The sequence below is a fragment of the Bradyrhizobium sp. SZCCHNR3119 genome (assembly GCF_032487775.1).
In the GTDB taxonomy this organism is placed as follows: domain Bacteria; phylum Pseudomonadota; class Alphaproteobacteria; order Rhizobiales; family Xanthobacteraceae; genus Bradyrhizobium.
The window spans coordinates 3,288,428-3,300,658 of sequence record NZ_JAUEUV010000001.1 but is presented as its reverse complement, the minus strand read 5'-3'; the positions used below and the strand labels follow the sequence as shown (position 1 = coordinate 3,300,658).

Sequence of the window (12,231 nt, the reverse complement as noted above, 5' to 3'; positions counted from 1 at the left end):
CTTTTGCACGCCGGCGCGCGGCGCTCAGGCTGATCCCGGGCTGTCCGGCCTTCATGGTAAACGGCGCCTCACCGGCCGCGCGCAAATGCCGCGGTCTATTTTAGGTCCTGCTTGCGGTTGCAGGCGCTAGTTAGATGACGGCACGAATCGTCCTCCGCGGGTCCCGTCGATGAGCAGCATTTCCAGCATCGCATTGTCCGGCATGAATGCGGCGTCGCGCCGGCTCGAAGTGTCCGCGAGCAACGTCGCCAATGTCATGAGCACGGGCGCGCTACCGAACACTGACGGCACGGTGCCTTCAGGCGCGCCGCAGGCCTATGCGGCGCTCGATGTGGTGCAGACTGCGAGCGCCGATGGCGGCACGCAGACCAGCGTGAGGACCAGCAATCCGTCCACCGTCGCAAGCTCGGACCCGCAGGCGCCCTTCGCCAACCAGAACGGCCTCGTCGCCGCGCCCAATGTCGACCTCGCGCAGGAGATGATCGGCCAGATGGTCGCCAAATATAGTTATGCGGCCAATCTGAAGGTCATGAAGGCCGACGACCAGATGACCAAGGCGCTGCTCGACGTGAGGGCGTGAGGCGAAAGCGGCGCGCCGCGGCACGCAGGGCGCTGCCGTCCCGGGTCAGCGGAGCCAGCGAGCGCGAGCTGGTTTCATCACCGCCGACCCTATCAGCGCTGCGGCCTCCTATATGCCCTTCTCGACGAGGCTCTGTCCCATCACCTCGCCGGCCGGCTCGGGGCTCAGCCAGCGATAGATGAAGCCGCCGGCCGCGCCGCCGAGCAGCGGCGCCACCCAGAACAGCCAGAGCTGCGCCAGCGCCCAGCCGCCGACGAACAGCGCCGGCCCGGTGCTGCGCGCCGGGTTCACCGAGGTGTTGGTGACGCGGATGCTGATCAGGTGAATGAGCGTCAGCGCCAGGCCGATCGCGATCGGCGCGAATCCGGCCGGCGCCTTGCCGTGCGTCGAGCCCATGATGACGAACAGGAACATCATCGTCAGCACGAACTCGCTGAGCAGGCAGGCACCGAGCCCATATCTGCCCGGCGAATGATCGGCATAGCCATTGGCGGCAAAGCCGTCGGCAAGGCTGAAATCGGGCGCACCGCTGGCGATCGCATACAGCACGGCAGCGGCAACGATCGCGCCGATGAGCTGCGCGATGATGTAAGGCACGATCAGGCCGGTCGGAAACCGCCCGCCGCAGGCCAGCCCCACCGTCACCGCCGGATTGAGATGGCAGCCGGAGATGTGCCCGATCGCATAGGCCATCGTCAGCACGGTGAGACCGAACGCCAGGGCCACGCCGAGCATTCCGATTCCCACATCGGGCACTCCGGCCGCGATCACCGCACTGCCGCATCCGCCGAACGTCAGCCAGAACGTCCCGATCGCCTCCGCCACAAGCTTGTTGCCGTTGCCGTTCATGGTCGCCCTCCCCTCGACATGTGTGGATTGCTGAATTCCGAATCTCCCGCTTCAGGCGAAGAAGATCACTTCGGCAACCTTGAGTCAAAGGCCGAGTCGCGGCTGTAAGCTGTAGCACTCACTAAGATGGGCGCGTCGCAAGTGGTGCCTCAACTTATTGGTTGCTACGAGCTGCCGCGATAATGTGCTACCGGCCAGCTTACCGGAGCAGCTGATGGCGATCAGTCAAGAGGCGTCGTACGGTCCGATGAGGACCTAACCGCGTTTGATAATTCTTCGGAGCCCCAACACCGCTGCGCTCATACTCGCATTCTCCGCTATGTGCGGCGCGGTACAAGATGGCCATCAAACCTCATGAGGATCATTTAGAACGTGAGGCCCGTCTTTGGGCGGGGATAATGTCTCTCCGTCTGGCAGCAACAATACGTACCGTTGCTCATAGAGTGCCCGCTGCTCCAACACCTTATCATGAGACAGCATGCAGGTCTTAGTAGCAGGGGAGTAGATGGAATCGAAAGACCACCAGTAGATTGGACGCTTATCTCCGCCCAACAAGACTACAAACCGTTCAAACTCCGATGGATAACGATCCTTCAGCGCTTGCAGCGGGCGAATATCCTCAGTCATCATCAAAAACAAGAAACGTACTGCGAGAACATCCGAAGATAGACTTTCTCTAAATTGCCCCTCCACATTATCTGCTCTGAGTCTAACGTTAGGATGCTTGCTTAGTAGCCGCGTTAGATCGTGCCCGGCATTCCAAAACTGGATTCCATTGGCTCTCACATAAAGAAGCTTCTCCCACCCCAAAGGAAAGCTCGAAGTCCAGAAGAGTTGATTCTGAGCGGGCGGCGCCGTCCAAAGACCTACAGGTCTGATGTGAGATACGCCATGAAGACCCAATTGCGGACTACCGATCTCGCGCGCAAGGTTTAAATAGGAGCTCGAAGAGAACACTATTGGAGACATAACGGGAATGTTTTTTCCGTTCCAGCCAAGATAGTTGCGCTCGGCGCGGCGTTCGTATGACGCAACCGGCATGACGACGAATGGATACGAAACAGGCTGCAATTTGCCATGATTGATCCAGTACGAATTTGGCAAGAGTGGCGCAGCGTATTTGCGAATAAACTTGAAAGCCTGCCTATTAATGACTTGGAAGTGAGAGCTCTTGTGCTCGGCTAAGAATCGATCGCGCGCGTCGCGTTGGACCCCGCGAACTGCCTCAGTTATTGCCGCCCTGTCGAGATTGGATATGTGTGTGCGGTCTATTGCGATCTCTGCGCCAGAAAGGAGATCGATTTCAGCGACCCCATATTCAAGCCGTAAGTGCGGCGCCTCTAGAGCGAAGCCCTTCCACGAGGTTAGGACGCGCGCCTTCGGGAAAAGGGCATCCCTATCGTCCGGAATCTGCTGAACGTTGGAATCTACGAGATCAATGAATGCGACAGAAGCTCCGCCATTAAGCTCGAAGTATGGCAGCCAATACCGTATTTGCCAGCTTTCACCTCTTGCTTCGATAGGACCGAACCAGCGAAGCCGCTCTCGCGCAGAGCTCCGCAATTCCGCAAATCGGCCCTCAGTCTTCTGCTTTGACGCCTCCTCTTCAAAAGTCAGGAGCGCATTAGGTCCGAAATAGCGATCCTCACAAAATTCACTAATTAGCTTGTCATCGAATTCGGTCGGAAGTGCCGTCCAGCCCGGACCGACTGACCACTGTATTGCAGGATTCCGAAGGTTGCTTCTAATCTCAATTTTACATGGCAAATGACGAACGGTCCGCCTGATGTAGTCCAACAGTAGATCAAACCATCCTTCGGAATCGCCATCGATAACCTCTTCTCGAAGCCTCAATCGAACGTCCGTACCGTGCTTTTCGCGCGCCCCCTTCGTTAGCTCTCCGAAACTCGCCACCCCCTCAGTAACAAAAGCCCAAGATGCGTCCCCGCCATCTTTGGTTGCATCGCTCCGCCTCGTTGTAAACTCAACAAGGTCGGCGATCATAAAGTAGCTAAGAAGGCCTATCCCAAATTGTCCAGTGCGAAAGACCTTGAACCCGCGGTTTTCCGCCTCGCGCTCTAGAGCTTTGAAGTCAGGCCTGTTCCTCGAACCGCTACGGAGCAATCGTGTTTGGATGTGTCGCTTTGTCAAGCCAACGCCGTCATCATTACAGCGCAACCAGTACCGAGCGCCATCAAACTCAAACGTGATTCTAATCTTATGTAGCGATGCAAACGCAACCTCATATTCCGGATTACCTGGGTCGTCCTGCTGCAATCGTTCATATGCGATCTGCTCAGCAATTGAATCTGCCGCATTTTGAATTAGCTCGCGAACAGCAGCAAGCCGATTGCTGTACAGCTGCGTGCCGGAAAGAAGCTCAAGCAGCTTTGTTACCTCTGGCTGGAATGTTCCATCAATGTAGGTAAATTTTCCTTCCTGCTCCCGAACGTCCAAACTTAATTGCATAGGCAATTTCCAGGCGTATCGCTCTCGGTCATCAGGCTTCATTGCGCCACGCAGATATGCGCCATACAAGCTCAGATTGCGGCACAGGACCAATTCTGCATTCACGAGATCGGCTACGGACAGTACGGCGTTGTGAATCACGGCGTTTGGCGTTCGAGCCGAGAAGATTAATTCGCCTCCATCTACATTCATCGAAAACGCGATGCCGTGATCTCGATACCAATAAATTCGGCTGTTCGGCGCGATATTCCTATGCCGCAAGATTATCTCGGGTGTGCGTTCGGGATCGAATTCCAATACATCGGCCATCCTAAGGATCGCCGCCAAATATCTCAGGTTGAGCGTCTCAGCTCTGGAGCCGACCAAGCGGGCGTCATATTTCGAAGTTAGGAGTTCTGAATAGCCCTCATGATGGCTCTTGCATAAAGTGATCAAATCACTGGCCCATCCGGGATAGAGGCCGGGGCTAACGCTCTTCAGGTTTTCGTCGATCCATTCTTCGCTCCAATCATTATGGCGAGCTCGGCAGTAATACCCGCAAATCTCCTCGGCTAGCGCAATTCCCGTCGCCGTGTTTATTCCGCTCATAGGGATATCAACGCCGGGCCAGCTTTCATCGAGCCAATGTTGGAGCAACTGTCGCTCGATCGGATTTAGAAGTCGATCGTCGCCGCTGCACAGATATTGATAGTGGGAGGTTATCGTAGATCGAGATGGAGACATGCCAATGTCGTGAAGATATGCGCTTAGCAGCAATTGGCAAAGCTCTACGTCGGTCAGCAAAGCACCTTGCTGTCCGAGAATGGCAAACATGCGCTCCGCGACACGGAAGCTATGTTGATCGTCATGTAAGGTAAAGTCGACAGGGGATGTTCCGGCGGAGCCGATTACAGTCTCGATCTGTGGCATGCAATTTTCAAGGGTAAGGCGAGCATTCTGATTGCCGCGGCTCAAAATAGCTTTCCATAAACTTGTATCAGTCCAGTTCATAACGTTACCTGGGTCTCTCAGTGACTACTGTTAAATCGTGCACAGCTCGCGCTATCTCGGATGCTCCGCTGACGAGCAAATCATTCGTTCGGCCCGTCATTCAGTGGCAACGTCAGGCGCCCTAGCGGGCCTCATCAGCATCAGTCATCCACTATTCGTTGTGGCTACCCTAGCGTGTGGTTGGGAGGTGCGGTCAATCATTTTCTCGTACTTATGGGATGCATGAGAGCAAGAACGGCTTTCCCCTAATCATTTCCACTGGCCCGACCTTCAGCGCGCTTATCCGATCATCCGTGCAGCGAGCGGCTCAAGGCGCACACCACCCCATCCCCAAACTGCCCGTCGTGCCACTCTGTCGCAGCCTGCGCCCGTTGTGTCGTCGGGCAAATCACCTGCATCTTCTCGCGCATCCCGCCTCGAGCAGAGGGACGGATCGCGATCGTCACGAACGTGAGGCGGGGAGCGGTGGCCGCGACGGCTCGATGTGCGTCTGATGACGCCGACGAACGAGCTGATCGGCTTTCGCGCGAGGCTTCGACGGGAAGGTACCAAGTCCGTCGGTTCGGTTCTCGCGCGCAGGCTTTCGCGGACGGTCAAGCCGTGTGGTCCTGGCGCCTCGGTGCTGGCGCTCTGCGCAACGCTTCACGCGTTGTCGCAACGCGATGATGCCTCGCATCACGCGGACGGGGGCAAGAATGCCGATCCCCGGGGAGAGCACGGAGTAAGCCGTAACCCATCGCGCGGGGAAGGCCGGATCATCCGGCTGGACCTGTGGTTCCTGCCCCGTGCTTTTTGTTCGCACGGGGGCCACGGGCATCAGCCGATGCCCGGCCTTCCCCGCGCCCTCTCGATTTCGAAAGGGCGGTCTGATGCAGAGCTCGGACGCCGATCGCGCCGCGAGGCTGCGGACTCATGCCGCCGTCATTGCGAGCGAAGCGACGCAATCCAGAATCTCTTGCCAGCATCTCGTGCCTGGCCCTGGATTGCTTCGGCGCGCTGCGCCTCGCAATGACGGAGCTGGGAGGCGTTGCGGGCAAAGACTGCCGTCTCTGGGATGCTGGATCGCCCGGTTGAACCGGGCGATGACAGCCGAAGTGACGGCGGCCATCAATTCGGGGCTGTTTGACAGTTGAATCAGAATGCGGAGCGGTCCGGCTTCGCTCGGGAGCTTCGCCGGGTAAGCTTCACCGCTTTACGGTCGAAGAGAGCGTCGAGCGTGGCCGCGCCACGCGTAGCCCAACGGGCGAAGCGTGGTGCCCAGGGGCGGAATCGAACCACCGACACTGCGATTTTCAGTCGCATGCTCTACCAACTGAGCTACCTGGGCGAACTCGCCGGGGCGGAAAAAAGCCCGACGAGCCGGCGGGTTATAGTGGGCCGGGACGGCGCTGTCTACCGCCTGCGCACGGATTGTTTCCACATGCCGGAGATCATCGCTGAACCGGGCTGGCGGCTCCGTGACGAAGGCACGCCGCGCAGACAAGAGACTGAAAAAGCTGGCCTATTCGACGTCGTCCTCCTCGCCCTCCCGAGACGGGATGACGTAGGCGCCGGCGAGCCAGCGGTGCAGGTCGACGTCACGGCAGCGCGGCGAGCAGAACGGGCGTACGTCGTCGGCGGCCGGGCGGGAGCAGATCGGGCAGCGGCGGACGGGCTTGGCGGAGGCCTGCACGGCGCCCTTGGACTGAAGGTGCGATTCGTTCGACATCGTCTTCTATCTAGGCGCGATGGCGGGCGGGTCCATCCCCGGCGCGGCTTACACGCCCACCGTGTTGAGCCAGCCGAAGCGGATCGGGAAGCCCTCGCCGGCGAGCAGGCTCACCGTCTCATAGAGCGGCAACCCCACGACATTGGTGTAGGAGCCGACCAGCTTGACCACGAAGGAGCCGGCGATGCCCTGCACGGCATAGCCGCCGGCCTTACCGCGCCACTCGCCGGAGCCGATATAGGCCTGGATGTCCTCGTCGCTGAGGCGCTTGAAGCGGACGCGGGTCTCGACCAGGCGCTGGCGGAAGCCTTCGCGCGGCGTCACCAGGGTGATCGCGGTGTAGACGCGGTGATTGCGGCCCGACAGCAGCCGCAGGCATTGCGCGGCCTCGTCGACCAGATTGGCCTTGGGCAGGATGCGGCGGCCGACCGCGACCACGGTGTCGGCGGCAAGAATGAAGGCGCCGCGCAGCTCGTCGTCGAGCTGGACCGATTTCAGCGCCGCCTCGGCCTTGACCCGCGCCAGCCGGTTGGCGCAGGCGCGCGGCAGCTCGCCGCGTTTCGGGGTCTCGTCGACATCGGCCGGACGCAGCGCGTCGGGCTCGATGCCGGCCTGGTTGAGCAGCGCCAGACGCCGCGGCGAACCGGATGCGAGAACGATTTTGGGGCGGCCGAGCATGCGTGAGGGGCTAAACAGATTCGTTCGGATGAATGAGGCGCGCGGAACCTATCGGATGGGCTGTCATTCCACAACCCGATGCCGGCGCTGCAGATGAGGCGATTCACGTTCCGTCTAAGACGGTAACGTGAGCGGGACGCGACGTCGATGTTTCGGTTCGATGACAGCCGGTGTGGAACCGGCCGTCGCCGATCACAATCCGGCGGGCCGGGCGAAACGCCTGCGGATCCGCGCCAGCAGACCGTCCAGGACCTCGCGATAGGCCGCGAGCTTCTGCTCGCGATTGCCCTCAGCGCCGGTCGGATCGGGCGTCGGCCAATATTCGACATCGGCGGCGAGCGTGCGGGTCAACTCCAGCGCCTTGTGATGCGCCTCCGGCGACAGCGTGATGATGAGGTCGAAATTCAGCCCCTCCCAGTCCTCCAGCTCCTCGAACGTCATGGGCTTATGGTGCGAGATGTCCTGGCCGAGCTCGGCCATCACGGCGATCGCGAACGGGTCGAGCTCGCCCTTCTTGACGCCGGCGGAGCGGACGTAGAGGGCCTGGGGGAACATGTGCTGCAACAGGCTCTCGGCCATCGGCGAACGAACGCTGTTCTGGCCGCAGGCGAACAGCACCGCCTGCGGATGGTGCGCACGCGGAGCCTCCGCCATGCGCTTACGGGCCTTCGGCCCGGAGGGCCGCCGCGAGATACGGGATCGCGCGCATCAGCCGCCCTCGCCCTTCCAGTGCAGGACGGTGATCAGCGTGAACAGCCGCCGCGCGGTCTCGAAATCGATCCGCACCTTGCCTTTGAGTCGCTCCTGCAGGGTGCGCGAGCCCTCGTCATGGATGCCGCGGCGCCCCATGTCGATCGCCTCGATCTTGTCCGGGGTCGCGGTGCGGATCGCCTGGTAGTAGCTGTCGCAGATCATGAAGTAGTCCTTCACGATCCGCCGGAACGGGGACAGCGACAACAGGTGCGTGACCACCGGCGTGCCGTCCTCGCGCCGGATGTCGAACATCAGCCGGTTCGAGGTGATGCCGAGATGCAGCGTGAACGGCCCGGTGCCGGAAGCGCCCTCCGGCGCGAACAGGTTCTGCTCTATGAGATCGTAGATCGCGATCGCCCGCTCATGCTCGATGTCCGGACCGGAGCGGCCGATCGACTCCTCGTCGAGCGTCACCGCGACGATCCGATTGGTCGCATCGTCGGCTGGCGGGTTCTGGGTCATGGCAGATTGAGGCGCAATCCCACCGAGCGCGCATGGGCGTCGAGCCCTTCCGCCTTGCCCAGCGTCATCGCGGCCGGTCCGAGCGCGCGCAGCTGGTCGGGTCCGCATTTCAGCAGCGAGGTGCGCTTCATGAAGTCGAGCACGGACAGGCCGGAAGAGAACCGTGCCGACCGCGCGGTCGGCAGCACGTGATTGGAGCCGCCGACATAATCGCCGATCGCCTCCGGCGTATGGGCGCCCAGGAAGATCGCGCCGGCGTTGCGGACCTTGGCGGCGAAGGCGTCGGGGTCGCGCGTCATGATCTCCAGATGCTCGGCGGCGATGGCATCCGCCAGCGGCACCGCCTGGTCGAGATGATCGACCTCGATGATGGCGCCGAAATCGGCCCAGGAGGCGCCGGCGATCGCGGCGCGCGGCAACGTCTTGAGCTGGCCTTCGACGGCGCGGGCGACGTCATCCGCCAGCCGCCGGCTGTCGGTGATCAGGATCGACTGCGCGCTGGCATCGTGCTCGGCCTGCGCCAGCAGATCGGCGGCGATCCAGTCGGCATTGCCGGTGTCGTCGGCGATCACCAGCACCTCGGAGGGCCCGGCGATCATGTCGATGCCGACCTTGCCGAACACGAGCCGCTTGGCGGCCGCGACATAGGCGTTGCCGGGGCCGACGATCTTGGCGACCGGGGCAATGGTCGTGGTGCCATGGGCCAGCGCGGCGATCGCCTGCGCGCCGCCGACGCGGTAGATCTCGGCGACGCCGCCGAGCTGGGCGGCAGCCAGCACCAGCGGATTGAGCCTGCCGTCCGGCGCCGGCACCACCATCACGAGGCGCGCAACGCCGGCGACCTTGGCCGGCACCGCGTTCATCAGCACCGAGGACGGATAGGCGGCGGTCCCGCCGGGCACATAGAGGCCGGCCGATTCGATCGCGGTCCAGCGCCAGCCGAGCTCGACGCCGGCCGCGTCGATGAAGCGCTGGTCGGCCGGCTTCTGCTTGAGGTGAAAGGCCTCGATGCGGTCGCGGGCGAATTTGAGCGCCTCGACCGTGGTGGAATCGCAAGCCTTCACCGCCGCTGCGATCTCGGCAGGGCTGACGCGGAGGGACGAAGCATCCAGTTGGAGCCGGTCGAACTTTGCCGTCGCCTCGATCAGCGCCGCATCGCCACGCCTGGCAACGTCATCGACGATGACGCGCGCGGCGGCTTCGACGTCGGCGGAGGCCTCGCGCTTGGCGGCGAGAAACTGCCGGAAATTCTCGTCGAAATCGGCGCTGTTACGGGTCAGGCGGATGGGCATCTCTGGAGCTTTCCGGCAGGATTTTGGGTGTGCGACCCAGCATTGCTCAATGGCGCGGCGGCGCCGGGCCGTCAACCCTTCCCGCCCGGCCCCGCCTCCTCGCCTTCGCTGGGATCGGGGGCACCAAGTTCATCCGGGCCGAGATCGGTCAGCTCGCATTCCAGACATTCGACGTCGAGCCGCAGCGCGCCGCCATGGGAGAACAGCAGAAGCGCGCAGCCGCCGGGCGGCTCGGTCGGATGGAATTCGATCCCGATCAGCTCCAGCACGGCATCGGGCGTCTCGAGGTCGATCTTGCGGGACTTGCAGGCCAGCACCCGGTCGAACCGGAGCGCCGCCACCAGCCGTCGCGGCTCGGTCTGGCCGGACAGCGTCTGCTCCCAATCCAGCCGGTTGATGCCGATGACCAGCCGCTTCTCGGCCTGCCGCCAGATGATGTCGGCGATCTGCACCCGCGCATCCTGCACATGGGTGGAAATGACCGCGAGATCATCGGCGTCGAGCGCGATCAGTTTGAGGCGGTCGGTCACGGCATCCCACCCTCATTCGTCAGTCGCGGATGCGCTCGATCGCCGCTCCGCAGGCCTGCAGCTTCTCTTCGAGCCGCTCGAAGCCGCGATCGAGATGGTAGACACGATTGACCATAGTTTCGCCTTCCGCGGCAAGCCCCGCAATCACAAGAGATACGGAGGCCCGCAGATCCGTCGCCATCACCGGCGCCCCGCGCAGGGTCGAAATCCCCTCGATCCGGGCAGTCTCGCCGTCGAGGCTGATCTTGGCGCCGAAGCGGGCGAGCTCCTGCACGTGCATGAAGCGGTTTTCGAAGATGGTCTCGGTGATTGCCGAGGCCCCCTGCGCCCGCACCATCAAGGCCATCAGTTGGGCCTGCAGGTCCGTCGGAAAGCCCGGGAACGGCGCGGTCGTCACCTGAACGGGCCGGATGCCGCCGCCGTTGCGGGTGACGCGGATGCCTTCACGGTTGACCGTGATCTCGGCGCCGGCCTCCGCCAGCACGTCGAGCGCGGACTGCAGCAATTCGGGTCTGGCGCCGGCGAGCTGGACATCGCCGCCGGTCATGGCGGTCGCGATCGCATAGGTGCCGGCCTCGATCCGGTCGGGCAGCACGCTGTGCCGGGTGCCGTGCAGCGCCTCGACGCCCTCGACCGCGATGCGCGGCGTGCCGGCGCCTTCGATCCGCGCGCCCATCTTGTTCAGACAGTCCGCAAGATCCTTGATCTCCGGCTCGCAGGCGGCATTGCTGATGACGGTCGTCCCCCTGGCGAGGGCCGCTGCCATCACCGCCACATGGGTGCCGCCCACCGTGACCTTCGGGAATGCGATCTCGGCACCGCGCAGGCCGCCGGGCGCCTTGGCGACCGCGTAGCCGCCGTCGATCTCGATCTGAGCGCCGAGCTTTTCCAGCGCCATGATCAAAAGATCCACCGGCCGGGTCCCGATGGCGCAACCGCCGGGCAAGGACACCCGCGCCTCATGCATGCGGGCCACCAGCGGGGCGATCACCCAGAAGCTCGCCCGCATCCGCGAGACCAATTCGTAAGGCGCGGTGGTGTCGATGATCTCTCCGGCCGAGATCTGCAAGGTCTGGCCCTGATACTCGCCATCGCCGTGCCGCTTGCCCACTGCGGTGATGTCGACGCCGTGGTTGCCGAGGATGCGCTGCAGCTGCGCGACGTCGGCGAGCCGCGGGACATTGTCCAGGATCAGCGTCTCCGGGGTCAAAAGAGCCGCGATCATCAACGGCAGCGCGGCGTTCTTCGCCCCCGAAATCGGGATGGTGCCATTGAGCGGGTTGCCGCCGATGATGCGAATGCGATCCATACTGATCCTGCTGAGACTGCCGGGAGGAAAGGGAGGGTTCCGGCAAGAGTCGCGACATTACGGCGATTTCATGAGTTCGCAATGGCCGGGGAACGTGCTCCTCGGCTAGGCAACGAGCGGCCTCGGCCGGAAGCGCAACAGGATGCCCGCGACCAGGCCGGCGAAAAACAGCAGCAACGCCCCCTGCACGATCAGGAAGATGGTGCCATCCGGCGGATTGCCGGGCGCGAGCGCATGCAGCGCGGGAACTTTCAGGAACCCCTGCACCGCCAGTACCACCATGTTGAGATAGAGCGCGAGCAGCGCGGTCACGAGATAGATCGGCCGCCACAGGCCCTTCAGCTTCATCCCATAGAGCGCGATGCAGGCGGCTGCGAGCAGCACCAACGAGACGATGCCGAAGATGTGCGACAGCAAGAGCCCGGTGAACGGAAATAGGAAGCCGGTGACGCTGGTCAGAATCGTAAACAACAGAAAGGTCGCGGTCAGCGCCGGCAGCGGGCGTGAGCCGAGCATGCCGAACGTAACCGCAAGACCCGTCACGATCGCGATCAGGCTGATGATGACGTGAAGCGTGGTGAACGCGGACAGGCTCAATCCGAGCATCATGG

The 12,231-nt window shown here is 62.5% G+C and carries 11 protein-coding genes and 1 tRNA gene; 1 reads left to right on the top strand and 11 read right to left on the bottom strand.

Features of this window, described 5'->3' with window-relative positions; genetic code table 11:
- The first annotated feature begins 169 nt into the window (after positions 1–169).
- Positions 170–580: a flagellar basal body rod protein FlgC gene (locus QX034_RS15385; RefSeq protein WP_315764049.1), complete on the top strand. Its 411-nt coding sequence runs from the start codon at positions 170–172 to the stop codon at positions 578–580.
- A gap of 108 nt (positions 581–688) precedes the next feature.
- On the opposite strand, the gene aqpZ is transcribed toward QX034_RS15385, so the two are convergent.
- The 11 genes from aqpZ to QX034_RS15330 all read right to left on the bottom strand — a co-directional run bounded on the left by aqpZ (position 689) and on the right by QX034_RS15330 (position 12,229).
- On the bottom strand, positions 689–1,429 hold the full coding sequence (aqpZ, locus tag QX034_RS15380; protein ID WP_315764045.1) for an aquaporin Z: 741 nt from the start codon (positions 1,427–1,429) through the stop codon (positions 689–691).
- 345 nt (positions 1,430–1,774) lie between these two features.
- Positions 1,775–4,807, bottom strand: coding sequence for a hypothetical protein (locus QX034_RS15375; protein WP_316195552.1), 3,033 nt, complete (start codon positions 4,805–4,807; stop codon positions 1,775–1,777).
- A 1,332-nt stretch (positions 4,808–6,139) separates the two neighbouring features.
- Positions 6,140–6,215, bottom strand: a tRNA-Phe gene (locus tag QX034_RS15370).
- A 174-nt stretch (positions 6,216–6,389) separates the two neighbouring features.
- Complete coding sequence (yacG, locus tag QX034_RS15365; RefSeq protein WP_315764039.1) at positions 6,390–6,596, bottom strand: DNA gyrase inhibitor YacG; 207 nt, start codon at positions 6,594–6,596, stop codon at positions 6,390–6,392.
- A gap of 48 nt (positions 6,597–6,644) precedes the next feature.
- Positions 6,645–7,274: a Maf-like protein gene (locus tag QX034_RS15360; RefSeq protein WP_315728914.1), complete on the bottom strand. Its 630-nt coding sequence runs from the start codon at positions 7,272–7,274 to the stop codon at positions 6,645–6,647.
- A gap of 192 nt (positions 7,275–7,466) precedes the next feature.
- A complete protein-coding gene (locus QX034_RS15355; protein ID WP_315701740.1) occupies positions 7,467–7,928 on the bottom strand; it encodes an arsenate reductase ArsC in 462 nt (153 codons plus the stop codon).
- A gap of 54 nt (positions 7,929–7,982) precedes the next feature.
- Positions 7,983–8,489, bottom strand: coding sequence for a UPF0262 family protein (locus QX034_RS15350; RefSeq protein WP_315701741.1), 507 nt, complete (start codon positions 8,487–8,489; stop codon positions 7,983–7,985).
- On the bottom strand, positions 8,486–9,781 hold the full coding sequence (gene hisD, locus QX034_RS15345) for a histidinol dehydrogenase (protein ID WP_316195550.1): 1,296 nt from the start codon (positions 9,779–9,781) through the stop codon (positions 8,486–8,488). The genes QX034_RS15350 and hisD overlap by 4 nt, the downstream gene beginning before the upstream one ends.
- A gap of 71 nt (positions 9,782–9,852) precedes the next feature.
- Positions 9,853–10,311, bottom strand: coding sequence for a DUF2948 family protein (locus tag QX034_RS15340; protein ID WP_316195549.1), 459 nt, complete (start codon positions 10,309–10,311; stop codon positions 9,853–9,855).
- A gap of 19 nt (positions 10,312–10,330) precedes the next feature.
- Positions 10,331–11,620 carry a UDP-N-acetylglucosamine 1-carboxyvinyltransferase gene (gene murA, locus QX034_RS15335; protein WP_315730165.1) on the bottom strand — a complete coding sequence of 430 codons (1,290 nt, stop codon included), beginning with the start codon at positions 11,618–11,620 and terminating at the stop codon, positions 10,331–10,333.
- A gap of 105 nt (positions 11,621–11,725) precedes the next feature.
- Entirely contained in the window at positions 11,726–12,229 is a 504-nt protein-coding gene (locus tag QX034_RS15330) for a hypothetical protein (protein ID WP_315701745.1), read from the bottom strand.
- Positions 12,230–12,231 lie beyond the last annotated feature (2 nt).

What these genes read in the sequence shown, in the direction of transcription:
- QX034_RS15355 (WP_315701740.1), bottom strand. Translation starts at nt 7,928, where the DNA reads ATGGCGGAGGCTCCGCGTGCGCACCATCCGCAGGCGGTGCTGTTCGCC.
- aqpZ (WP_315764045.1), bottom strand. Translation starts at nt 1,429, where the DNA reads ATGAACGGCAACGGCAACAAGCTTGTGGCGGAGGCGATCGGGACGTTC.
- murA (WP_315730165.1), bottom strand. Translation starts at nt 11,620, where the DNA reads ATGGATCGCATTCGCATCATCGGCGGCAACCCGCTCAATGGCACCATC.
- yacG (WP_315764039.1), bottom strand. Translation starts at nt 6,596, where the DNA reads ATGTCGAACGAATCGCACCTTCAGTCCAAGGGCGCCGTGCAGGCCTCC.
- QX034_RS15330 (WP_315701745.1), bottom strand. Translation starts at nt 12,229, where the DNA reads ATGATGCTCGGATTGAGCCTGTCCGCGTTCACCACGCTTCACGTCATC.
- hisD (WP_316195550.1), bottom strand. Translation starts at nt 9,781, where the DNA reads ATGCCCATCCGCCTGACCCGTAACAGCGCCGATTTCGACGAGAATTTC.
- QX034_RS15350 (WP_315701741.1), bottom strand. Translation starts at nt 8,489, where the DNA reads ATGACCCAGAACCCGCCAGCCGACGATGCGACCAATCGGATCGTCGCG.
- QX034_RS15385 (WP_315764049.1), top strand. Translation starts at nt 170, where the DNA reads ATGAGCAGCATTTCCAGCATCGCATTGTCCGGCATGAATGCGGCGTCG.
- QX034_RS15375 (WP_316195552.1), bottom strand. Translation starts at nt 4,807, where the DNA reads ATGCCACAGATCGAGACTGTAATCGGCTCCGCCGGAACATCCCCTGTC.
- QX034_RS15360 (WP_315728914.1), bottom strand. Translation starts at nt 7,274, where the DNA reads ATGCTCGGCCGCCCCAAAATCGTTCTCGCATCCGGTTCGCCGCGGCGT.